This is a genomic window from Nocardia sp. CA-120079 (genome assembly GCF_050955745.1).
GTDB lineage: Bacteria > Actinomycetota > Actinomycetes > Mycobacteriales > Mycobacteriaceae > Nocardia.
This window is the reverse complement of the sequence record NZ_CP192088.1, coordinates 2,088,204-2,111,530: the sequence shown is the minus strand read 5'-3', so window position 1 is coordinate 2,111,530 and position 23,327 is coordinate 2,088,204. Positions and strand designations below refer to the sequence as shown.

21 protein-coding genes are annotated in these 23,327 nt (G+C 66.3%); 13 read left to right on the top strand and 8 right to left on the bottom strand.

Annotated elements, in window-relative coordinates:
- A complete protein-coding gene (locus ACQPYR_RS09770) occupies nucleotides 1-849 on the top strand; it encodes a class I SAM-dependent methyltransferase (RefSeq protein WP_433630208.1) in 849 nt (282 codons plus the stop codon).
- A 600-nt stretch (nucleotides 850-1,449) separates the two neighbouring features.
- On the opposite strand, the gene ACQPYR_RS09765 is transcribed toward ACQPYR_RS09770, so the two are convergent.
- A complete protein-coding gene (locus ACQPYR_RS09765; protein WP_433630205.1) occupies nucleotides 1,450-2,181 on the bottom strand; it encodes a CPBP family intramembrane glutamic endopeptidase in 732 nt (243 codons plus the stop codon).
- Between the two features lie 77 nt (nucleotides 2,182-2,258).
- The gene (locus ACQPYR_RS09760; RefSeq protein ID WP_433630203.1) at nucleotides 2,259-2,492 is read right to left on the bottom strand and encodes a hypothetical protein; all 234 of its coding nucleotides are present in this window, start codon (nucleotides 2,490-2,492) and stop codon (nucleotides 2,259-2,261) included.
- A gap of 237 nt (nucleotides 2,493-2,729) precedes the next feature.
- Between ACQPYR_RS09760 and ACQPYR_RS09755 the strand changes: the two genes are divergently transcribed.
- From ACQPYR_RS09755 to ACQPYR_RS09740, 4 genes are all read left to right on the top strand, one after another.
- The gene (locus ACQPYR_RS09755; protein ID WP_433630200.1) at nucleotides 2,730-3,335 is read left to right on the top strand and encodes an MspA family porin; all 606 of its coding nucleotides are present in this window, start codon (nucleotides 2,730-2,732) and stop codon (nucleotides 3,333-3,335) included.
- A gap of 35 nt (nucleotides 3,336-3,370) precedes the next feature.
- Nucleotides 3,371-4,105, top strand: a complete 735-nt coding sequence (locus ACQPYR_RS09750) for an MspA family porin (protein ID WP_433630198.1) — start codon at nucleotides 3,371-3,373, stop codon at nucleotides 4,103-4,105.
- Between the two features lie 113 nt (nucleotides 4,106-4,218).
- Nucleotides 4,219-4,650: a hypothetical protein gene (locus ACQPYR_RS09745; protein WP_433630195.1), complete on the top strand. Its 432-nt coding sequence runs from the start codon at nucleotides 4,219-4,221 to the stop codon at nucleotides 4,648-4,650.
- A gap of 96 nt (nucleotides 4,651-4,746) precedes the next feature.
- Complete coding sequence (locus ACQPYR_RS09740; protein ID WP_433630193.1) at nucleotides 4,747-5,043, top strand: hypothetical protein; 297 nt, start codon at nucleotides 4,747-4,749, stop codon at nucleotides 5,041-5,043.
- Nucleotides 5,044-5,753: 710 nt separating this feature from the next.
- On the opposite strand, the gene ACQPYR_RS09735 is transcribed toward ACQPYR_RS09740, so the two are convergent.
- Nucleotides 5,754-7,898: a serine/threonine-protein kinase gene (locus ACQPYR_RS09735; RefSeq protein ID WP_433630191.1), complete on the bottom strand. Its 2,145-nt coding sequence runs from the start codon at nucleotides 7,896-7,898 to the stop codon at nucleotides 5,754-5,756.
- Between the two features lie 1,219 nt (nucleotides 7,899-9,117).
- Here ACQPYR_RS09735 and ACQPYR_RS09730 point away from each other — a divergent pair.
- From ACQPYR_RS09730 to ACQPYR_RS09710, 5 genes are read left to right on the top strand one after another with little or no spacing between them, the layout of a single operon-like run.
- A complete protein-coding gene (locus ACQPYR_RS09730) occupies nucleotides 9,118-9,627 on the top strand; it encodes a hypothetical protein (protein ID WP_433630189.1) in 510 nt (169 codons plus the stop codon).
- A complete protein-coding gene (locus tag ACQPYR_RS09725; protein WP_433630186.1) occupies nucleotides 9,627-11,003 on the top strand; it encodes a hypothetical protein in 1,377 nt (458 codons plus the stop codon). Before ACQPYR_RS09730 ends, ACQPYR_RS09725 begins: the two co-directional genes overlap by 1 nt.
- Nucleotides 11,004-11,043: 40 nt before the next feature.
- A complete protein-coding gene (locus ACQPYR_RS09720; protein WP_433630183.1) occupies nucleotides 11,044-12,420 on the top strand; it encodes a vWA domain-containing protein in 1,377 nt (458 codons plus the stop codon).
- Between the two features lie 13 nt (nucleotides 12,421-12,433).
- Nucleotides 12,434-13,552, top strand: a complete 1,119-nt coding sequence (locus ACQPYR_RS09715) for an ATP-binding protein (RefSeq protein WP_433630180.1) — start codon at nucleotides 12,434-12,436, stop codon at nucleotides 13,550-13,552.
- Nucleotides 13,549-16,353 carry a DUF5682 family protein gene (locus ACQPYR_RS09710; RefSeq protein ID WP_433630177.1) on the top strand — a complete coding sequence of 935 codons (2,805 nt, stop codon included), beginning with the start codon at nucleotides 13,549-13,551 and terminating at the stop codon, nucleotides 16,351-16,353. The genes ACQPYR_RS09715 and ACQPYR_RS09710 overlap by 4 nt, the downstream gene beginning before the upstream one ends.
- 441 nt (nucleotides 16,354-16,794) lie before the next feature.
- Here the strand turns inward: ACQPYR_RS09710 and ACQPYR_RS09705 are convergent, their stop codons facing one another.
- Nucleotides 16,795-17,472 carry a GntR family transcriptional regulator gene (locus tag ACQPYR_RS09705; RefSeq protein WP_433630174.1) on the bottom strand — a complete coding sequence of 226 codons (678 nt, stop codon included), beginning with the start codon at nucleotides 17,470-17,472 and terminating at the stop codon, nucleotides 16,795-16,797.
- Nucleotides 17,473-17,560: 88 nt separating this feature from the next.
- Between ACQPYR_RS09705 and ACQPYR_RS09700 the strand changes: the two genes are divergently transcribed.
- Genes ACQPYR_RS09700 through ACQPYR_RS09690 form a run of 3 tightly spaced genes read left to right on the top strand, consistent with a single transcriptional unit; the run spans nucleotide 17,561 to nucleotide 19,239 of the window.
- On the top strand, nucleotides 17,561-18,091 hold the full coding sequence (locus tag ACQPYR_RS09700; protein ID WP_433630171.1) for a YbhB/YbcL family Raf kinase inhibitor-like protein: 531 nt from the start codon (nucleotides 17,561-17,563) through the stop codon (nucleotides 18,089-18,091).
- A gap of 60 nt (nucleotides 18,092-18,151) precedes the next feature.
- Entirely contained in the window at nucleotides 18,152-18,361 is a 210-nt protein-coding gene (locus ACQPYR_RS09695) for a hypothetical protein (protein ID WP_433630168.1), read from the top strand.
- Nucleotides 18,362-18,378: 17 nt separating this feature from the next.
- The gene (locus tag ACQPYR_RS09690; RefSeq protein WP_433630165.1) at nucleotides 18,379-19,239 is read left to right on the top strand and encodes an SDR family NAD(P)-dependent oxidoreductase; all 861 of its coding nucleotides are present in this window, start codon (nucleotides 18,379-18,381) and stop codon (nucleotides 19,237-19,239) included.
- 235 nt (nucleotides 19,240-19,474) lie between these two features.
- Here ACQPYR_RS09690 and ACQPYR_RS09685 read toward each other — a convergent pair whose 3' ends face one another.
- From ACQPYR_RS09685 to ACQPYR_RS09670, 4 genes are all read right to left on the bottom strand, one after another.
- Nucleotides 19,475-19,915 (bottom strand): SCP2 sterol-binding domain-containing protein, encoded by a 441-nt coding sequence (locus tag ACQPYR_RS09685; RefSeq protein ID WP_433630162.1) that lies wholly within the window; start codon nucleotides 19,913-19,915, stop codon nucleotides 19,475-19,477.
- A gap of 78 nt (nucleotides 19,916-19,993) precedes the next feature.
- Nucleotides 19,994-20,695, bottom strand: coding sequence for an LppX_LprAFG lipoprotein (locus ACQPYR_RS09680; RefSeq protein WP_433630159.1), 702 nt, complete (start codon nucleotides 20,693-20,695; stop codon nucleotides 19,994-19,996).
- The gene (locus ACQPYR_RS09675) at nucleotides 20,692-22,320 is read right to left on the bottom strand and encodes a fatty acyl-AMP ligase (RefSeq protein ID WP_433630156.1); all 1,629 of its coding nucleotides are present in this window, start codon (nucleotides 22,318-22,320) and stop codon (nucleotides 20,692-20,694) included. Before ACQPYR_RS09675 ends, ACQPYR_RS09680 begins: the two co-directional genes overlap by 4 nt.
- On the bottom strand, nucleotides 22,321-23,325 hold the full coding sequence (locus ACQPYR_RS09670) for a DUF1702 family protein (RefSeq protein WP_433630153.1): 1,005 nt from the start codon (nucleotides 23,323-23,325) through the stop codon (nucleotides 22,321-22,323).
- Between the last annotated feature and the right edge of the window lie 2 nt (nucleotides 23,326-23,327).

Genomic DNA, 23,327 nt, shown 5'->3' with positions numbered 1-23,327 from the left:
ATGCAGCAGGTGATCGGACCCGAGAGCACGGCGGAGCGCGTCGCGCTGTGGCGCGCCTTGCACGTCGAGATCGATCCGGCGCCACATGTGCTCGAAGACGAGATCGGGCTGCGGCTGATCGACCCCGACGCCGGATGGCGCGCCCGCGGGGATATGAATCCCGAAACGACCAGCCTCTCGCGCGCGTGCGTCGTGGCGCGCGCCCGTTTCGTCGAGGATCTGGTGGTCGAGCAGGCGGCACGCGGCGTCGATCAGTACGTCATCCTGGGTGCCGGACTCGACACCTTCGCGCAGCGCCGTCCCGAAATCGCTTCCGACCTAACCGTATTCGAGGTAGATCAGCCCGGCCCGCAGGCATGGAAGCGGCAGCGCTTGGACGAACTCGGCTACGGAATTCCGCAATGGCTACGACTCGTCCCGGTCGATTTCGAGGCCGAATCCTGGTGGGACCGGCTCATTTCCGCTGGCTTCGACCCGTCGCGTCCCGCGGTGGTCGCCGAAACCGGTGTCTCCATGTACCTCACACGCGAAGCGAATGTCCAAACACTGCAGCGGATCTCGACCCTCGCATCCGGCTCCACCTTGGCCATGACCTTCCAACTGCCACTGGACCTGCTGGACGCGGAGGAACGCGCGATACGGCAGGCCGTCGAGAACGCCGCGCGAGCAAGCGGAGTTCCATTCCTCAGCCTGTTCAGTCCCGATGAACTGATCGCGCTGGCCGAGTCAGCGGGTTTCGCTTCGGCACGACACATTTCGACAACCACCCTGACCCAGCGCTACTTCGCCGGCAGAACAGACGGTCTGCGGCCCCCGACCGCGGAGCAGTTCCTGGTCGCGACCACCTAGCGGCCCTTCAGAAACCGTCGCACGCCGCGGTGGTCAGCCTACTGCGGGCGGCCGGATCGAGGGCATGGATCGCGCTCTGATTCGACACCTGGATGCCCTGGACACCCAGGTCGAAACAGCAGCCCAGCAATCAAGGCCACCACATTGTGCCCACTCCACGCCAACAGCGCCAAGCTCGAAAGCACCGTCACCAGACCGCTGTGGTGACCTCACGCCGAAATCCGCGATCGGCCTACCACCGGCGCACCAGCCACCCCCGCCAGACCGAGCAAGCCCGATGGTTGGACTCCGAGTCGTGGTGCGGACTGGAATGCGTACCGGCGAGCAGAAAGACGATCGAGGTCACACCAGCGAAAAGTACGCCATGCCAAGAAAACCCAGCGCCATCCGCTGTCGCAGCACCGGGTGGTTCGGATGAGCGTAAAGATCGAGGCGAGCACCTCAGAGTAGCGCTCCTCGGTGGCGGACCAAATTTTCGCATTGGAGTTGGCCGCCAACGATTTCGGCGTCGCACTCATGGCGAGGCCGGTCGCCATCCGAGCAACCGGCACCGTGTATTCCGAAGCGGCCGAGACGATTCCGTGGAAGCTCGCCGTCGCCTCACGCGCCCAGCGCATCCCGCCCAATGCGGCGCGCACCGTTATCGAGGCCCCACGCCGGTGCGCCTGAACGCTGAATGCGCGCCGCCGGAGCGGCACCGTGATAGAAGTACTGCCCCAAACCGACTGTGAAGATGAGCATTCCGTAGACCGAATGCTCGACGGACGCGGTGAACAGCGATTGCGTCCGCAAATAGCGCGTGGCGAAAATCCAGCCGCCGACACCGCTCAGCACGACCGAGAGCCAACTGCCGAAGATGATGTGCACGTAACCGAATGCGATCGCGCTGGCGGCCACCAACCCGACGCCGTCGCCGAAGACCGGCGCGTACCGGTGGAACAGGAACGAACGGAAGATCAGCTCCTGCGGGTACACACTGAGCACCGGATACAGCACCATGACTGCCAGCCACAGCCAGGGATTTCGGCGCGGCAACTCGAACAGATTTTCCCGCCGCAGCACCGCGACCGCCGCGGTGAGCGCCAGCGCGTTCGAACCTGCCAGCGCACTCATGGAACGCGCTTGCTTGTGAATCGCCTCCGAGCGCCAGAGCGCCGCGCGGTCGAAGTCCGAAGAACGCCGCAGGTAACCGGTTACACCGACCGCCAATGCGAGCAGCGCGGGAATTGGCGGTCTACCTCGTAATACCGCGTTGTACGCGGTAGTTCCGCCGAAGAACAGTGCCGCGTATTCGGCGCCCAGGTACACGCGCCGCCACCGTCGAATCCGCACTCCCACACCATAGTTGTGATGACGCGGGCACGCCCGCATGAAAATGCCCTATGCCCTTGCGGACATAGGGCTGCAGATCACTGTCCGGGCGCGGGGCATCCGGGCGGCGGGCCCTGCGGGTCCCCGGGCGGCGGACCCTGCTGGTCGCCGGGCGGCGGACCCTGGTGATCGCCGGGCGGCGGCGGACACTGCTGTCCCGCTGCCGGCCCCTGCGGCTGATCAGCGCTCGCGACACCGGCCGCGACACCCAGTGCGCCGAACACCACTACGCCCGCCGCAGCCGCCGTGACCAGCTTCGACTTGATTCCCATACGTTTCCTCCGGGTTCTGGATCCGTCGGGTGCGATCCTTGCCGCCCCGACACGAGAATCGTTGCGGCCCAACCTCTGTCGAAAATGAGAGCAAGTTAGGAGCCAGCTATGAGCGCACACGCCCCATTGGCCCGGCGTGGCGGGATCCGACAGCAACCACACTGCTGATTCCCAGCCGACGCTCAGGTTTGCATGCGAGGTTCTCCCGTAGCTGATGGCAGTTGAGGATGGGGTTCGATGAGGGTGATCGATGGCGTCGGCCGGTGGTCGGCCGGTATCAGCGTCGGGTTGGCGGTGCTGATGCTCGCAGGTGGGTTCGCGCATGCGGATACGGTGGTGCCGCTGCCCGACGGCGAGCAGGCCTTGACGACGGCGACGGGGATTGCGGTGGATCTGACCAGGACTGGTGAGACCGCGATCATCTCCCAGTCCCTCGCCGCCAACGGCATGTCACGCACGGCGCAGTTGTCGGCGACCGCGTACGCCACGGCTCCGGGCGCGACGGCGGGCAGTCTGGAGACCGGTTATCTGATCGGCTGCCAGGTAGATCTGTCCGGCGGGCTGTCACTCGGCGGTGACGTCTACATGTCGCCCGGCTCGGTGTCGCCGGAATTGACCCCGAGTATCAAACTGGTGCCCGGCGGTGTCGCGGTGGTGAAGTTCGGCACCAAGAAGCTCGATCCCGCGGCGGGTGCCGTCGGCATCGCCTACCGCAATCGCGGCATCCAGCTGAGTGGATGCGGCGGATACGCGCAGGCGCGCGCGTTCAGCGCCCTGACAGTGAGCAACGACCAGGGGTCGGCCGAAGTGACCTTGTACGGCGACCCGTTCAGCGTCGGATGAGCGGCGTGATGCGATCGAACGAGAGGAACAGCGCGATGCGCCGTTCACTGGGCGCCGCGATATCGGCGTGCGCCTTCCTACCCCTCGTACTGGTGACATCCGGTGCGGCACAGGCCGATACCTCGATCCCCCTGCCCGATGGTCACGATCAGTTCACCACTCGTGATGGCCTTGTCGTCGCGGTCGACCGCACCGGTGAACACGCGACGATCTCCGGATCGATGGCCGCGAGCCCACTTTCCCGCAACGCGTGGGTTTCCGGCGTGACGTCGGTGCACATCACTGTGCCCGCCGATATCACCGTCAGCGGCGGTCGGATCGAGACCGGTTACCTCGTTGGCTGCCAAGTCGATCTCGGCAGTGGCACACACGCGGACGGCAGCGGCGATACGCCGCCGCCCCAGCCGAAAACCGACGCGCCGGCGGGTGCCGACAACGGTGGCAACAACGGCGACGGCGGGGGCGGCGGGGGCAACGGCGGCGTCACCGCGGGCGGATATGCCGGTGGCACCGCAGGTGACTCAGGAATCTCGCCCTATGCCGACCCCTCCCTCAGCGTTCAGTTGAAGCCCGGCAAGGTAGCCACCAAGGAAATCGAGGACTACACCTTCGCGGGGACATCGGGCATCACCCAGTACGTTGACCACACACTGTCCATAGAAGGTTGTGCGGGAGCCGCCGAAGCACGCGCCTACACAACGGTCACCGTGCACGACAACGTCATGGACGACTCCGAAACCCTATGGGGCCAACCCTTCAGCCTCGGCTGATCGCATCGCGCCGAACGGTCATGGGATGACGGGAAGACTGGTACCGTCGCACGGCATAGCGTCGGCATGACCACCATCAACCACTGGGGGTAATGATGCGTTCGATCCGATCCGTGACTGCTTTCTCCCTCGCCGTGATGACCGCGGCGGCTGTAACCGCCACGGCCGCACCAGCTTCCGCGGACGCGAGTGGCGGCAAGTTCGCGACAATCTATTCGCTGACCAACGGCCCGTGCGTCGCGATCGTCGACTCGTCGGTCAACGGCAACGCCTATCCGGGCATGGCCGCCTTCACCGTGACCGCCCAGATGATCGGCGTCGGTCAGTGTTCACTCGACATCACCCTGAACTACCGCAATGTCGATACCGGCGAAACCGGTAGCTTCACCGCGCACGCCAACGGCCCCGGCTTCTGGGGCAACAGCGGCTACTCGGCCCTGTTCAGCCCCGGCCACGACAACTTCGTCGGCACCGTCACCGTCAACGCGGCCCACTTCCCGCAGGCCGGTGCCGTCCAGTTCACCAACCACCCCTACCAGGGTTAGCGAATGTCGGCCTGCGGTCATCGGCGAGGACGCGCCTGGTTCTCGGACACGCCCACAGTATTCGGCTGAATACACCCGAGGCCATACTATCTCGCTATGACTGTCGGATTTGGAAAGGCTTTGGTAATCAGGAGGATTCAGCGAAGCGGCCGCTCGATACTTGTGACGGTCGATGCGCCGCAGCCTTTTTCGAAACCTGACGCGGACTACTTTTGTCGACTACGGATCGAGGGCCTACAGCCCGCCCCGATCATCATCCAAACGACCGGCACCGAACCAGCACAAGCGTTGATGTCCGGGTTGACCGAAATCAGCGCCCGCCTGTCCGTCTCGCTCCCAGATTTCCTGTCGGAAGCGCGGATCGGCGGTGACCTCGCACCAGCTGTCGGCTAGCCCGAATACCTGATCGAGTTCTGATGCACAGCCACCAGCTCGGCGACGTGTCGCCGAGCTGGTGGTCGTCAGCCGGGGAATACAGACCCCTGTACCGGTTCGGCGTGACCATCAAATCGGTCACAGCCGGTGTTGCCCTGTTGACCGAATTCCGATCGGCGCGCCAGTCAGGGAGGGTGCGGTTTTTCACCCTGGGGTGGGTGTCGCGCGATCCGTTCACGGACGAGGATTGGCCCTATACACGACGTGATCGATACCGCGCCCAGGGAAGTGATGCAGATGCCTCTTGTTCAGTTTCTGTCTTCTCGCCGCATCCTGTTGTCGATGACGCTTACCGGTGGACTACTGCTGCTCGGCCCCAGCGTCTTGGGGATGTCGGGGTCGCAGTCGCAACCGGTGCTACCAGCGGCCTCCACGTCGTCGTTCGATGCCGCCTCGCATAGCCACGGCGACGGGCGTCCACCGATGCTCAAGTGCCCTCGCTTCGACTGCTGACTGACTTCTCTACGGGCGGCGGGGTGGTTCTCCAGAGCCACGAACCCTGCCTCAGCCGGTGCTGGTGGGAATCGCAACGGACAGCGGCCCGCCCGGACTGACCCCATTCGCATATTGCATCGGCATCGAAACCAGTCGACCTGGTCACTCCGTACGACGCGAGTTATCGACCTATGGTCGACGCTGGTTTGCCGACGCGGCGGAGACTTCGGCGTCTACAGCAGGTTCTTTTTGAACCAATCGAACAACGCCTGTTCGGTCTTGGGACGGTTCGAGGGGGAATCGGGACCGACGGATGAGAGTCGGATGGCGATGCCGCTGCTCTGATCCAACGCAATCAGCGTCGGCACGGGAGCGGTGATGCAAGTGAACCGGCTGATGGTCGTGCCATGTCGATTCGACGGTTGCTCGGAACCCGTCGCACCGTCGCACGCGCGCCCGCCGGACTTCCTCATGACACCATCGAAAAACTGGGTCGCTTTCGGATAGGTGGGAAATTGGTAGAACCTTGCTGTCGGCGGACCAGACTCGATGCCGAAGCATAGAATTGCGGCGGTCGCATCGCTGACGGGTGACTCGTGTCGACAGTATCGTCGGTCGTAGGCTTTGGGCAGATTGTCGAGCAGATTCCGGTCGGCCGGGGTGTATTCGTCCGGGTCCCTCGGAGTAGTCAGGAATTGCGAATTTCCGTCTCCGATGTCGTGCAGCGCCCAGTACAACTGGGCGCTACCGCCCACCGACTCGGGGAAGGAGAAAACCGCCATGCTCAGGGCCGCGTCGTCGGTTTGGATCACCCCCGAGGTCGGTGGTGTCGTCGTGGGATCCGTGAAGCAAGCCGTCCGCCCAACCTGCCTGCCGTCTCTGGTCGCGGGGCCGTCGCGGCCGGGTGGATCGTCCGGACAGTTGCTGGTCTGTAACGCTCCCTGTAACGCTACGACGTGATAGGCCTTGCCTAGCGCCTCGGCGTTGGGGAACAGATGGAGCTGCGCTCTGGGCGTGCGGATTTCGGGAATCTCGGTGCAAGTGAGATAGGCCGTCTCCCCCAGAATCGCCTGTGGGGGCTGGTGACGACAGACGCTGCGGTTGTACGGATCTTGCACATTCTTCAGCAGGGCGATGTCGTCGTCGGTGAAGAATTCGGATTTCGCCGTCTCTGAGGTCGGCGGTGCGGGCTTGTTGTGGAGCAGCGGCCAGGCTCCAGCGGCCGCGAGGGCCGCGACGGCCGTGGCAGCGGCGATCCAGAGGCGGCGTGGCCGGCGTCTGGGCGCCGGAACGGCTCTCGCCTCGGGTGTGGAGGTCGCCCGGGGTGTGGGATTCGCCGCGACGGTCGGATCGTATTCGTGTACGGCGAGGGGACTATGGTCTTCGGCGGCACCGGCAGAGGGTGCAAGTGCGGCGTGGGCGGCGGCGGCCAGTTCGCCGGCGCTGGAATAGCGTTCGTCGGCCGACTTCGCCATGCCGCGCGCGACGACTGCGTCGATCGCGACCGGGATTCCCGGTGCGTAGCTGCTCGTTCGGGGTGGCAGTTCGACCATGTGGGCCCGCATGACGGCGGCGTCGCCGCCGTCGGTCGAGTAAGGGCGGGTACCGGTCAGGCATTCGTGCAACACGCACGCCAGGGCATACACGTCGACAGCCGGGGTGGCCGGGCCGGTTCGGAAACGTTCGGGTGCCATGTAGTTGAACGAGCCGATCGCCGATCCGGTCTGGGTCAGGCGTTCGTCGGTGTTCGTGTTGGCCAGGCCGAAGTCGGCCAGGTAGGCGAACCCGTCATGGGTGAGCAGAATGTTGTCCGGCTTGATGTCACGATGGACCAGGCCGTCGTGGTGTGCGGCGTCGAGTCCGGCTGCGATCTGGCTGATCACCGAAACAGCTTGCTCAGGTGGCAGCGGACCGCGGGTTTTCAACACGTTGCGGAGGCTTTCGCCTTGCACGAGCCGCATGTCGATGTAGAGCAGCCCGTCGATCTCGCCGTAGTCGTGGATCGGGATGACATGGGGTTCCTGCAGCAGCGCGGCAATGTGGGATTCGCGCCGGAACCTGGCCCGATATACCGGGTCGTCGGCGAGCTGTTCGGGCAGCACCTTCACCGCGACCACCCGGCCCTTGGTGGTGTCGAGTGCCTCGAATACCCGGCCCATCCCGCCCGAACCGATCAGCCGCCGCAGGTGATATTTCCCGAACGTCGACCCTGGCATCAGTGGCGGCCGCAGGTTGGTCACGACTGCCTTGCCTGCGTTGCGGGTAACCTGCGCGGGTTGGTCAGAATCGAGAATCGGCGCTTGAACATTGTCGACTTGCCTGCCGAACGACGACGCGGCCTCGGCCCCTTCGGCGAGAGCGCGACCCCGCTGCCACACGATCTATGCCCCTTCACATTGTAGTCCGACGGTATTGGCCGGCGTACTACGACTGCTCGGGTGTCGACAGGCTCTCGCGCCGACACATCCTGCGAGTGCTGGTGCCTCACTGCTGATGGGGGCACCGTCTCGTGCCACAGACTTGCCTGGAGGATTTGGTTCGCTGCACGCTGGGCGTAGCGTGCGGCACGCGGCGGGCACTGCGATCGATCCGGCGTACGGGCGAGCGAAGCACGCCCGCAGGAACTCGCGTCCGGGCGGAGAAGGCACTGCCCGATCGGCCTCCGGGCGGCACGGTGGCCGGACCCCCACTGCTCGTGCGTCGGAGTCGAGTGCACGGTAGTTCACCACCTCCGCGACCGGTTCGCGACCCACCTCGCGGCGAGAGGTGTAGCGCGGTAGGCATCGGCTCGGTCGCGAACATCCGCGACAAAGGTGGACGGCATTCGTGAACTCCTGGGCAGCTGGTTCGTGTATCGGCGCGATGGATGAGGTCTGCCGCTTCGTTGGTAGCAGCCTTGACAAGAATCCTCGGCGTCGGCGCTCGTCCCGAATAGCCACCATAGGTGGCGATCGTTTTCACCCCTGGGGCAACATCTCCCGCCCTGGGTGCCGACACATCACTGCTGGTCGGCGCCGATTCCACCGCGGTTGTGCAACGTGCCGGTCCGCTGCGCGACGAGATTGCGCACGCCCCCAGTTGCTTGTCGACGCCGGCTCGTCCGCCATGAATGAGACCGACGCAAGGCCCCCGACAGCGCCCCACCAAGATCATCGCTTCGGATGTCTGGACCGAGGAGCAGGTGGGAGATCTTCGCCACCAGACAATCGAGGACCGGTTGGCGCGCCGGGTACCTGATGTCCTGCAACGGTCTGCGCAGCTCGGACGTACGGTTTCGCCGCGAGGATCAGCTTGCCGCAATTGGTCGCTGTCTCGGCCGTTCCCGACGGGGATCATTCCGCTGCCGTCCCCGCGGTCAGTGGACCAGCCGATCGCCGCGGTCGCTTATGCACTCGCATCGCAATTGCGTTGCGGGGAACGGGAATAGGACCAGCCCGTGGGCGGCGCGTGCTCGGTTCATGGCGGTCGCCGTCGGCCGCCGGTGGGCTTGGAAGCCGACGCGGAAGCGTGTTGTTCACCAGCCGATTCGGGTTGGGAGGAACTTGTCGGTGCCGTCACCTATCTTGGGCGCATCGTGATCGACCGGGAGGGAGAACGATGGCCTCGAATCCGAGTGCCACGCCGGATGAACCGGCATGGGAAAGCGCTTCTGTCGTACGGGTTTTGCCCGCTGTCGCACCGCGCAAACTGAACAAGGTGCCGTTCGTGGAGCTGGCCGACGGGCGCCTCCAGGGCGTGGTGTCGAGTGGCTCCGATATTTCGCGCGTGTATGTGGCGTCGGTGACCGCGGGAACGCATGGGCTGAGCTGTAGCACCAATAACAACCGGCCGTGCGGCGGGTTGAACCAGGGATGGGTCTGCAAACATCTGGACGCACTCATCGACGAAGCGGTGCTCCAGTACGGGCAGGACCGGGTGGCGCGCTTTCTGCGTGTCGAGGTCCCCGAGGGCACCCGACTCGCGAACTGCCTCGATGGAACTCGCGATCCGGCTCCGGCCGCCGCGGTGTTCAGCCGGTTTCTGCGGCATCTGACCTACCTGGAACTGCCGGGATCCGCGTCGCCGATCCCGGAACTGCACTGGTTCCCTGCGGGGGTGGGTCGCTGATGCAGGCTGTGCAACTAGCCGCACTGGCGGATGCGCCCGCCGGCGTCGCGGCGGCCCTGGACACGGTGAGCGGCTTCGACACCGCGCTGGTCAACGGCTTCGCCCGGGTTTCCGAACCGCAGAGCGCGGCACTGGCGGCGCTGGCCGGAGCCGTGGCGGGTTCGCCACTGGCCGAGGCGGTGGCGGCGGCGGTGTCGAAGGTGAGCACGGGGGCGATCGGCACCGACGAGCTGTCGGCGCTGGCCGCCGCCCGTGCCGCCCTGCTGGGCGCGGTGCACGACGCACTGGTCGACCAGGCCGATAAGGCACTGGGCCGCAATCGATCCGAGTGGACGGCCACGCCGGATGCCACCGCGCCGAGCCCACTCGCGGCGGGTTCTCGCGCCTGGCTGGGCGAACTGGCCATCGCCGGATGGCGCGGCGTGGACCACGACCTGGTGGCGGCCGCCGCTCAAACCGTGGAGTCGCTTCTGGCAGACGCCGCGCTGCGTCGGCTGGCGATGCTGCTGGACGGCTTCACCGCCGAACTGGGCGCTTCCGCGCCGATCGCCGCCATGGACCGGGTGCCCGCGCGACGCTGGGCCGATCTGTGGACGCGCGCCATGCTGCTGTCCTGGCGCGGCGCGGAATCCACTGTGACCGAGTCGGTTTCGGGTCGGCTGCTGCCGCTGGGCGTGGACCTACACGAGCATGGGACCGCCGTACAGGCCCAGGTGCACGGCGTGCTGGAGGTGGCGGGCGCACCGGCCCGTCGGGTGCGGGTATCGGTGTCCGCGGCCAAGGTGGACACCATTGTGGGACAGGCGGTTTGGCAATTGCTGGGTACGCATCGGCAGTTGCTCACCGCGCTGGCCGAGCAGCGCGCGCTGGAGCTCACCGACATGCCGCTGACGGCGACCGGCGACCTGCGGTGGGATGACGATCGGGCGAAGGCTGGGGCGGCCGCCGATCCGTTCGTCACGGCCACCGTGCAGCTGCCGCAGGCGCAGGCCCCGGCCGTCGCGCCGCTGGACACCGATCCGGTGCACATCGCCGAACCGGTTCTGCTCGAGGGGTACCGATTCCGCGACGGTGCAATGGAATTGGGCGAGCAGCGGCTTCGCGTGGAACTGGGCGCGCTGCCGTCCGCCGGTCCGCTCACTCCGGCCGGGGTGACCGCCTCCAGCACTATGATCGGATTGCTGCGTTGGGATGCCAGTGGCTGGTCGGTGCGACCGCTGGCCGTGCGGCGCAAGGTCAAGAGCACACTCACCGCCTTCCACAACGGTGATTGGGCGCTCGGCCCGACCGACCCGAAAGTCGCCAAGGCACAGGCCAAGTCGGGCGATGCCGTGACGGTGTTGCGTGAACGCGCGGGACGGTTGCTGCGCAAATGACTACAGCATCGCGAAGCGATTCAATGGGGGTGGCGGTCGGGTGACGGGTGGGCCGAATCATGAGACGCGACGTCAGATCCTGTATTGGCGTCTGCTGGCCGGTGTCTTCACCGGCGATCAGCAACCGACGCTGGAACAGGCGAGCGCGGGCATCGTCGACGAATTGGGGTTGCCGCTGGCCGTGCTCGATCCGGGCATTTCCATCGACAATGTGGTGCAACGCTATCCGGAGATGAAGGCGGAGTTCGAAAGCCTCGACTTCTCCGAGACAGCTGACTCCACAGCCGAGACCGTGGACTCCACTGCCGAGACCGTGGACTCCGCAGCCGAGGACGCCGGGAACGAGGCCGACTCCGCTGCGCCCCGGTCCGTCGGCGCGGCCGATGTCCGCACCGCCGCACTGGTTTCCAAACTGCTGCTGAACGTCTTCGCCACCGGCTCCGGTCAGGTCAGCGCCACCCAGCTGGCGGGCTGGCAGTCCGATGCCACTTGGCTGCGCCGCTGCCTGGGTGCGGAGCAGGCCGGCGCCGTGCAAGGCGTGCTCACCGGTCTGGAAGGCGAACTGGTGTCCCGCATGCGCCTGCGCGAAGTGCTGGCCGATCCACACCTGGCCGCCCAGCTCACCCCGAGCATGTCGCTCATCGAACAACTGTTGCGCGACAAACACAATCTGTCCGGCGTGGCCCTGGCCAATGCCAAGCGCCTCATCCGCCGCTACGTCGACGAGGTCGCCGAAGTCCTGCGCACCCAGGTGCAGCAGACCAGCGTCGGCACCGTCGACCGCTCCGTCCCGCCCAAGCGCATCCTGCGCAACCTGGACGTGGACCGGACCATCTGGAAGAACCTGCCCAACTGGAATCCCCAGGATGAGCGCCTCTACGTCGACCGGCTCTACTACCGCCAGACCGCCAAGCGCACCGTCCCCGCCCGCATGATCGTGGTGGTGGACCAGTCCGGTTCCATGGTCGACTCCATGGTGAACTGCACCATTCTGGCGTCGATCTTCGCGGGCCTGCCCAAAGTGGATGTACATCTGATCGCCTACGACACCCGCGCCCTGGATCTGACCCCGTGGGTGCACGACCCGTTCGAGGTGCTGTTGCGCACCAATCTCGGCGGCGGCAACGACGGCCCGGTCGCCATGGCCATGGCCCAACCCAAGATATCGGACCCGAAAAACACTGTGCTGGTGTGGATTTCAGACTTCTACGAGTTCGACCGCTCCCAGCCGCTGTTCGAGGCCATGGAGGCGGTGCACCGCTCCGGGGTGAAGCTGATCCCGGTCGGCTCGGTGAACAGCTCCGGCCACCAGAGCGTCAACCCGTGGTTCCGCGAACGGTTCAAAAACCTTGGCACCCCGGTGATTTCCGGACGCATCCAGAAGCTCGTGCATGAGCTCAAGAACTTTCTCGACTAGGAGACCAGCCATCATGAACGACGTTTTGCGCGCCCCCGCCGAGGTCAAGTACGCCGAGGAACTGGATTGGCTGGAGTCCGTCGACGACGGCCCCAAGCCGTTCGCGTGGCGGCTGAGCCCGAAGATGGTGCGGCTGTTCATTCTCGGCTCCGAACGCGCCGACGGACTGGACCGCGAGGTGGAGCAGAAGTGGTTCGGCGACCGCAGCTTCGTCGAACGCAGCATCGTCACCCTGGCATCGGACCGGGGTCTGCTGCTCATCGGTGATCCGGGTACCGGCAAGAGCTGGCTGGCCGAGCTGCTGGCCGCGGCCATCAGCCGCAATTCCACACTGGTGGTGCAGGGCACCGCAGGCACCACCGAGGACCACATCAAGTACTCGTGGAACATCTCCATGGTCATCGCCAAGGGGCAGTCGAGGGAGTCGATGATCCCGTCCCCGATCATGACCGCCATGGAGCAGGGCGTAATCGGGCGCTTCGAGGAGCTCACCCGCTCCACCAGCGACGTGCAGGACGCGCTGATCTCCATCCTGTCGGAGAAGTACGTCTCCATCCCCGAGCTCGACGACGACAATGTGGTGTTCGCGCAGCCGGGGTTCTCCATCATCGCCACCGCCAACAGCCGCGACCGGGGTGTGAACGACCTGTCCTCGGCGCTCAAACGGCGCTTCAACTTCGTGCGCATTCCGGTGGTGTCCAACAAGAAGAGCGAGGCGGAGATCGTGCGTTTCCGCACCGCGGAACTACTGCGCCGCCATTCCCTCGAACTGGAACTGCCACCCACCCTGCTGGACATCCTGCTGGAGAGCTTCGCCGATCTGCGCGCCGCCGCGGCCGCCGCCACCAGTGACGACGAAAAGCTGGAGTCGGCGCTGTCCACCGCCGAGCAGATCGGTGTGCTCGAGGACGCCATCTTGCACAGCCAGTTCTTCGGTGCGAAGGAATTGCGCGCCGAAACCCTGGCCGGTTCGCTGGTCGGGTCCCTGGCCCGGCGCACGCCCGAGGACCTGGCCATTCTCAACAAGTACCTGCACGGCGTGGTCGAGCCGCGTACCAAGGACAAGAAGGGCAATGCCGCCTGGGGTGAATTCCTGGAGGGCGGCCGGGCAGCGATCGCGAGGCTGTCGTGATCGTCTCCGATACCCGCTCCACGCCGAATACCTTTGCCGCGCTGCGGGATCAGTTGGCGGACGCGGCCATCGCGTTCGCCGGGATGTCGGGGGCGGCGGGCGAGATCCTGACGGGCATGGTCGACGATGTCGACCGGGCGCTGTCGGAGCGGCTGGAGATCTTCCCGGTCTGTCACCACTCACCCGCCTCCGGTCTGGCCATGGTGCGGCGGCTGCGCGAAAAGCAGCCGAGCGTCATCTACCTGGAACTGTGCGAAGACATGCGGCCGCTACTGGACGAACTGCGCAATTGCCGGTTGCCGGTCGCCTTGCAGGCCTTCGCCACCGATATCGAGGCTTTCCCGACGGAATGGGCACCGCTGTCGGTGGTCGCGCCGATCACCGAATCGTCGGCCGAATATCAGGCCATCGCCTACGCGCTCGATACGCCGGGCGTGGAACTGGTGCTGGTGGATCGGTCCACCGATCACGTCTTTCAGTGGGCTCCCGAAAAGGCGGAGTCGGAAACACCTGCCGACGACGAGCCGTCCGAGGACGAGGGCCTGCACGGCGGCGCGGTCGGCATCGAAATCGGTGATCTGCGACCGCGTTTCGCCGAACTGGAAGAACACCTGCTGCACCACGGCAAGGTCCGGCACTGGTCGGAATGGTGGGACCAGTACGTGGAGCAGCCCCTCGTGGACGCCGATTACGACACCTACCGCCAGGTCATGGTGATGATCGGCAGCCTGTTCCGGCGGCTGCGGCGCGGCAGCACCGTCGAGGACGAGGACCGCGAGCGGCACATGTGGACCCGCATGCGGGAACACTTGGCCGCCAACGACATCGATCCGGCACAGGTTTTGTACGTGTGCGGCGCGGCCCATGCGGCCAGCCCGGTCGAACAGTTCGGGCTGGAGTCGGACGCGGCGTTCGAGATCTCACCGCGCTCGGCCACCAAGTGGCACTACGGGCTGATCCCGTCCAGCCATTCCGCTATCGAGGCGCAGTTCGGGCTGGCGGGCGGCGCGGTGTCTATCGCGGCGGCCACCTGGGCGAAGGGATTGCGGCGCGGCAGATTGCAGTCGTTCCAGCTGGAGGGCCAGCAGGGGGCGAAGAAGCGCGCCAAGAAACTGCCGCTGCTCTCGATCTCGTCGGAAGCCGAAGTGGCGGACCAGCTTTCGGGCTTCCTGTCACGGCCGCCGGTACTGGATCCACTCGATGAGGCCGAACTCCTGGAATGGTCGGTGGATATCGTCCGCCTGGCCCGGCGCAACGGCTACCTGGCCAGCACCGCGGACGCAATCGCCATCTTCGAGACGTCGATCCTGTTGGCGGGCCTGCGCAATCGCGCCCGTCCAACGCCGTATGACTTCCAGGACGCGGCCGTCACCTGTATCGAAAAGGACAGGGTGCCGGGGCGGCGCGATGTGCGGCGGCTGTGCGAAATCCTGCTCGGCGGCGACCGCATCGGCCAGGTCGGATACGCGGCGCTGCCACCGCTGGCCCGCGATGCGCTCGACCGGCTGGCACCGCTGGGGCTGGATCTGTCCAAGCGGACACTGCAGCGCGCGCTCCTGGATCTGAAAGCGAGTCCGGAACTGCGGCCGTGCTCGGATCTGCTGTGGCTGCTGCGCAGGTTGCTGCCGCAGGACGCGCTGCGCCCCATTATGGGTTCGCGCGGACTGGGCGAGACCTCCATTCAGGAGAGCTGGGATATCGGGCTCGGCAAATATCAGCGGTCCCTGGTGGAGCTCGGCTACGAGGGTGTGTCGGTGGAGCAGGTGCTCGAGCAGCGCCTGCGTCGGGCGGTCACGGCACCGGACGCGACCACCGCCGTAGCGCTGGGCGCTGTCGAGGACGCGCTCGTGTACCTGCGATCGGTCCGGCTCGCCGACGAGCTCGGAAATCGCGCGGTGGAACTCCTCGCCGCCGAACGAACAGTGGACGACGCACCCGTCGTGCTGCGGCGAATCCGGGCGCTGCTCAACAACTTCCGCTCCACCGAGGACGGCTTGCCACCGTGGTGCGAACGGTTCGTGACGGCCGGGTACGCGCACTACTGCACCCTGCTGCCCGCCGCCTTCGCCGCCGAAGAGACCGGACCGCCGCAGGTGGCGGCCATGCTTGGCTTCCTGTTCGGGATGGAGAATCTGGCGCTGTCGCTGGGCTGCGATCACACCCAGCTGGAATTGGCGGTGCTGCAATCGCATCCGGAGGCGCCGGCCAAGGTGGCCCTGCTGTGGGCGGCGCGGTTCCAGCTCGGCCTGCTGACCATGGCCGAACTGCGCGAGCGGTGCGACGAGATGCTGGCCAATCCGCTGGTGCTGCCGACGGTTCCGCAGTACGTGAGCGGTTTCGTGCAGGCCATCGACCCCGCACCAGCGCTGAAACCCTTTGTGGTGGAGCTATTGTCGAAGGCCTTCGGCACGCTGCCGGACGCGGTGCTGCTGCCGTGGCTGCCGAAGCTCATCACCGCCCTGAAGGACCAGGCGGGCGACCTGATCCCGGGACTGGTCCGGGAAGCGGGCCGCACCTTCCCCGGCGCACTCCCCGCCGTGGACAACTTCGTGCCGCCATGGTCGGTCGAATTCACCACGGCCGCAATGCCGGTGGCGGCGGCACCGCGCGGGCCGGTCACCGAACTACTGGCCGCCCACCCGGCCGCCAGCGACGCGCTCGCCGCACTGCTCGGCGTCGAGGGCGGCTGGCAGGAGGCCGGACCTGCCGGAAACCGCGAAGTAACCGGTTTGCTCGACCGGTTCCCCGCAACCGCCGCCGCACTGGCGGTGCAGCTCGGCGTGTCAGCCACGCGGAGCTGACCGGGCCCGGTTCGTCCCCGAAATGGGCGGCCGGGCGGCCGCCGAACCGGCCCGGCCAGCCGCCGTTGGAGCATCACGACCATCGGCAATCCGACCGGCTCGCCGCCGACGGAGCCACACCGCCTGACCCGCCCTGCGAAGGAGACCACCGCGCCAACCACCGAGTACCGCAACGACACTCCGCCGTCTGGAGGCAGCGAAGCCGAGGTGCTGCGCGGCTTACTCGACTATCCGCGGGCAACGACGGCGAGGGCGCCCCCGAACCGCAGGTGTGAACGGCCGCGGTGCCGTCGGGACGAACCTGCTCGGCCTGCTCCTGCATCTCACCTTCGTCGAGCGCTCGGATGTCGGGTAACCAACTGGCGGGCGACCTTCCAGGCCGAACCGTGGCGGAGGTGGTCGACCGCTATCGCGACGCGGTCGAACGGATTGTCGGACGTATCAGCCTTCTTGCGCTGCCAGTCCGGCCGTCGTCAAGGTGAGGTGTCGAGTCAATATGTCGACTGCGCTGTCGGGGTCGCGGGCCAGCACTGCCTCCTCCAGTCGGCGATGCTCGTCGTTGCCGTCCCGGTCAGGGTTGCGATGGGTCGACCAGCGGCGGGCCAGCTCGCTCGCGATCCACATCCGGTCGAAGATCTCCAGCAGGACGAGGTTGCCGCATCCTTCCAGCAGAGTGCGGTGAAAGACTCGATGTGCCTCGGCCCATGTCTCGCTGTAATACTCGCCCTCTTCCGGAGTGAATGCCGGCGTGCGCGCCAAGCGGTGGTGGGCAGCTCGGACATCGCCCTCCCACTTGACGTCACCATTTTCGATCGACATGCGAAGCAGGACCGGCTCGATGGCCCGGCGGGCCTCGCCGATCTGCTGCCAGCGGTCGTCGGAGAACGCTGGGACCGCGAAGCCGCGATTGGTCAGCCGGTCGACCAGGCCCTCACCGACCAGGCGCACCAGCGCCTCACGCACCACGGCCAGGCTCACGCCGTGTTGCCTGGATAGATCCTGCGGCTTGAGCGCGTCACCGGGCGCGTACTCGCCGCGCATGATCGCGGTCCGCAAGTGTGCGTAGACCTGCTCGGAAAGCATCCGCTTCTCCGCCGGGGTCGGGGCGTGGACTGTCATAGTTCAAATATAGACGATTTGGCGAATCATCGATTATTTCTGATATCGTCGATGTTGCATGTTGGTACGGCTAGAAAGGCGCGACACGATGAGCGCAAACGATCCCTTCGCCCGCCTCCCCGAGGCGGCCTCTTTCACGGTCACCAGCACCACCGTGAGCAACGGTGCCGCCTGGCAACCCGAGCAGTGGTCCTCCGGCGCCCCCGGGGGCAAAGACGTTTCCCCACAGCTGAGTTGGAGTGGCGCTCCGGCAGGCACGAAGAGCTACGCCGTCACCGTGTACGACCCCGACGCCCCCACCGGCTCCGGCTTCTGGCATTGGGCTGTCGCCAACATCCCGGCCACCATCACGAGCTTGCCCGAGGGCGCCGGAGACGACGCCGGCATCGGGTTGCCGGCCGGCTCCTTCCAACTGCCGAACGACGCGCGCCTACCGCGATACATCGGTGCGGCACCGCCGGCAGGGCACGGCGAGCACCGCTATTTCGTCACCGTGCACGCTCTGGATGTGGACGACATCGGCATCGCCTCCGACTCCACACCGGCTCTGCTCGGGTTCACCATCGCCGGCCACATCCTGGGCCGAGCGACACTCGTCGCCACAGCGGAGACAATGTGAGTTCCGTTCGCGGGGCCGGTCCCACCGCCAACGCGGTTTCATCGTCATATGCGGCTTCCAGTGGCTGAGTCGATCCCCTGCGAAGTCGAGATCGTTCGCCACTCGCGCAACGACGGCGACGCCATCGTCCGCTGGGTCGAGGTCATCGTGAACGGCATACCGATGCCGACCACCGGCGAACCGCGCGTCGTGCACACACCCCTCGGCACGCACGTCGCGCTCGACCTGACCGCCACGTCGGTCAGCATCCGGAGCGAAGGCGGGAAATGAGACTGCAAGGAAAGGCAATGAGCGACAACGATATCGATCACATGGTCGATCGCACCGTGCTGATCACGGGCGCGACGGACGGGCTCGGTCGGGAACTCGCGGTGCGACTCGGGGCCGCCGGTGCCCGGTTGATTCTGCACGGCCGCAACGCCGATCGGGCCGCGGCGCTCGCAGCCGAGGTGACGGCCGCGAGCGGGCCCGCGCCGGAGATCATCCTGGCCGACCTGTCGCGGCTCGCGGAGGTGGACCGGCTGGCCGATGAGATCATCGCCCGCACTTCACGATTGGAGGTGCTGGTGAACAATGCCGGCACCGGCGGTCGGCAGCCGAACGGGAGACGTGAACTCAGCGCCGACGGCAACGAATATCTGTGGGCGGTCAACCATCTAGCCCCGTATCGGCTGACGCGGCGGCTGCTTCCACTGCTGAGGGCATCGGCTCCGGCGCGGGTGGTGAACGTGGCCTCCGCCGGGCAGCGGGAGATCGACTTCGACGATCCGAACCTCGAGCACGGCTACGACGCGTACACCGCGTACTGCCGCGCGAAACTGGCGATGATCATGGCGACCATCGAGTACGCCGAGGAACTCGACGGGACCGGCGTCACGGTGAACGCCTTGCACCCGGCCACACTCATGGCGACGACCATGGTGCTGGAATCTGGAGTCACGCCGATCAGCACGGTCGCCGAGGGCGCGGACGCCACTGTCCGGCTGATCTGCGATCCGGGCCTGGCGCAGACGACGGGCCGATACTTCAACGGCACCCGCCAGAGCCGTCCGCACGCGCAGGCCGACGATCCGAAGGCGCGCCGCCGCCTGCTCGAAATCAGTGACGCCGCAGTCGCTTCGGCGGTGGGCCGAGGTGGTGGGCCATGAGGTCGCGCGCAATCGACGCCGGTGAGATATCGCCCGAACTCGGCCCCGACGCCACTCTGGACGCCCTACTCGAAGCGCACGGACAGAGCCCACACCCCGGCCAGCGCCTGTATCCAATTGCAGGATGCCACAGTGCGTTAGAAGCTGCGGACCGCTTCGAGCGGGTCACTGAGTGTCGGCGCCCTGAAACGGAACTGACCGAAGTCCGGCCGCCGAGTACGCCGGTCACACCTGATCAATCCGTGTTGAACAGCTTCTCCACTCGCCTGGCGAACAGTACGTCACCCTTGACACGCAGCTTGCCCGAAAGCATCGCTTTCGTTCCCGAGGCCTGTCCGGACAGCAATCGCAGGAACAGCACATCGCCCAGCGTCAACGCCACTGTCGGTTTGATACCTGCCGTCGCCTTCGTCACGGTGCACTTACCGTTGCGAATCGTCACCAACCACTCGTCGGGAGTCTGGCCTACTCGCCACAGCACGGTGGCATCGACCCCGCGTGCCTCCTCGACACTCAATCGGTCCGGCATGCGCAGGAAAACGGTGTCGAGCATGGTGCTTCGCAATTGCGGATCAGCCAGCGCGGCGCGCAGCTGTTCATCGGAGGTGCTGGTAATGAGGTTCTTGAACTCACCCGGCGAGACCTGCTCGGGGTCGATCTTGGTGATGTCGTCCATCGGATTCCCTCCATCGGCCGCTGAATGGCTGCGGCGCGGTCGTTTGTCACGGGTGTGCATGGCCGTTGTCATGTGGAGTCAACTGCGCGGATCGGCGACATGGACGGGGCGGTTGACGTCGCTGACCATCACATCGAGCACGGATTGCGATGCGAGGTCCCCCTGACCGATCACCAGCCGCGTGGCGACCGGCTCGTGTCGGCCACCGACCTTGAACCACACCGTCAACTTGCCGTCCGTGGTGACGCTCGGTACCACCTGCGCGATGTCGTGGGCCGCGACGAGTCCGGTGACACGGAACGCATCGACGTTGCCAACGATCTCCCTGGCCTCGGTCTGCACCGAAGACATCGATGACAGCAGGTTCGCGACTCCACGGTGCGGGTCGATCAGCGCGGTGGGCAACGGATTGGCCGACCCGTTCTGCTGTGGCGCCGGCGCGAATCGCCCGGAGGCGTCACGGGTATAGATGGTCGAGTCGATCTCGACGAAATCGAGGCGAGCATCACCGAATGCCGACGGCACCACGAGCTGTCCTTTTGCTCGCGCGTCACCGTCGCGGACCACGTCGGCCGACATGGCCCGCACACTCACTCCGCTCAGGGGCGCGCCGCTGAGTTGCAAGGTGACGTGCGCGCTCGTCGTCGCACGCGCTGCCGCGGCGGCGTTGCGCAGCAACTGGGCGGGCCGTGGCAGACCGCCATCCGCGGTGCACGCGGTGCCCCCGATCAGCAACAGCAGGGCTAGGGTGATGCCGATTACGGCGCGTCGACCGATCATCGGATCAGGTGGGCGGAGTTCGTTCGGCGCACCTTGCCCGACGGGGTCTTCGGTATCGAACCCGGACTGACAACGGCAACCGAGCGCGGTGTCGCCCCCACGCTGTCGCGGACGACGCGAGTCACCTCCCGTTGGATGCGTGCGACGTGCTCGTCGTCGTTCCAGTCGGCGGACTCGACGGCGACCGCGAAACCTTCGCGGATTTCCCCGGGTTCGAGTCGCACGGCGACAGTGTTGCCGCGTCGGACACCCGCCACCGTAGCGGCGGCGCGCTCGATATCGGTGGGGAAGATATTGCGGCCCCCGACGATGATGGTGTCCTTCTTGCGCCCACAGACGACGATCTCCCCCGATTCGGTGAGGTAGCCGAGATCGCCGGTCGGCAACCATCCGTCGTCGTTTCGTGCTGAGCTGTAACCGTTTTCGGTAAAGTAGCCATCGGTGACCGCGGCACCGGAGATGAAGATCTCGCCGACCGTGCGCGGCCCGACGGATGCGCCGGTGTCGTCGAGCACTCGTGCCTCGACACCGGGCAACGGCGTCCCGAGCGTCACGAACATCCGGGTGGCCGCATCGTCGGTCGGCTGCGCGTAACCCGTCGTCTCGATGGCGTCCGGTCGCACCGCGTCGGTTCGTACGCCGAGTCCGACCGGACTGAACGACACCGCGAGCGTGGCCTCGGCCATACCGTAAGCGGGCACCACCGCACCGGGGGACAGGCCGAAACGCGCTCCGGCCTCGATGAATCGCGCGACCGCGGTCGCATCGATCGGTTCGGCACCGTTCAACGCGAACCTCATACTCGACAGGTCGAAGGCCCCGTCCGGAGCCAACTCCATCCGCCGCGCCGCGATCTCGTAGGCGAAGTTCGGCGCGGCGGTCATCGTGCCGCGATATCGAGTGATGAGATCCATCCACACCAGCGGTGCACGCAGGAAATGCGTCGGACTCACGCACACAACCTCGACCCCGAACTGCACCGGCGTCGCCACGAAGCCGACCATGCCCATGTCGTGGAACAGCGGAAGCCAGCTCACACCGACCTCGCCGGCCGGATCCATATCGGCGCCCCGCGCGATGGCGTGGCCGCTGGCGTACAGGTTGGCGTGGGTGATGGCGACGGCTTTCGGGGTACCGGTGGACCCCGAGGTCAGCTGAAGCAGCGCCAGGGTGTCATCCGGAACATCGGCGGGCTCCAACGGTGTCGACGCGCCGAGCCGCGCGATCGACAAACTCGGCACATCGTGCTCGGCGAGGATGGCTGCCGCGCTGTCGAAAGGGGTTCCGATCAACACCAGTTTGGCGTCGATGACATCGAGGGATCTGACGGTGTCACGCGCCCAGACGGTGAGATCGGTTCGGTGCGTCGGTTGATGCAGCATGGTGGCCGAGGCTCCGAGCAACCAGCAGGCCAGCACCGATACCACGACATCCTCGGGTTCACCGGCGAGGATGGCGACCCGCGAACCCATGGACGCACCTTGGTCGGTCAGCGACTGCGCGGCACATCGACTGTGCCGCAACAACTCCGCCCACGTCTTGCGGCGCAGCGCATCGGGCTCGCCGCAGGAGAAGCCCCGGTCGGAGGTGCTGTTGGACAGTACGTCATCGATAAAGCGCGACATCTAAGCTCCTCGTGGTTGATCGACCGCGTGCAATAGCGTCGGTGGCGCGAGGCACTCACGTAACCGGCGTCGCCATTGCTCATAACCGGGCTCGCCGGTAGTGAACGATTGGGTGCTCGCCTCGTCGACAACCGCGACGACCGCATCGACATCGCGATCACAAAGAACTCGCGCCGCCGATACCGAGCATTCCGGTATGTACCCGGCATGCGCCCTGGCCTTGATCGCGAACGCGGCCCCCTGCGCCATGTCCGCGGCCGCGAGCCCGGCGCGTCGCTGCGCCGTGCGCACATCGGACTCCGTGACGCCGCCGAGATAGGCGATGGCGGCGCCGATGCCGCTCCACAGGTCGGCTCTACGGTGTGGATCCATGCGGTCGATCTGGTCGGCGATCGCCGCCAGGTCCGCGTCGTTGACGAAGTACAACGCTCGTCCGACGCCCTGATCGACTGCGCGCAGGAAGTAGGAACCATCCCCCTCCCATGGGTACGGCTTGGGCCGCCACTGCTTGTCGATCCATCGCCGCGTCCGGAAAAACGCTCCGTCGAAACCGAATCCGTCGGCCGCCAGCCACGTCAGCTGCGACAACACCGCATCGTCGCCGAGGTTCGGCGTGCACCGTCGCCACAGGAACCTCGGCAGGCGCGGCATCAGCAGCCCATAGCCGACATAAGCCATATAGGCGTGTGGGGCACCCGGCCCCTCGACGAATCGCCGGGCCAGATGTCGCCGCCGTAGGCCGATGAGATCGCGGGTGACGAGCGCGGTCACCGCCCCTTCGTAAGCCAGGCTGCGATAGAACGGGTCGGTGCGATCGAGAGCCGCGGCGAGGTCATCGATGTCGGCGATGTCGGCGCCCATCTCGAACCCCCGGATCACCTCTACGCCAACCTGTTCGAGCGTGCTGGTTATCGGCGCCGAGGTCGGGAAGCCGCGGCGTGTGAACAGCGCGTCGGCTCGGCTGGGCACGGGCAGTATTCGGCGAAGAACGCGAAGTGCTGTCACGT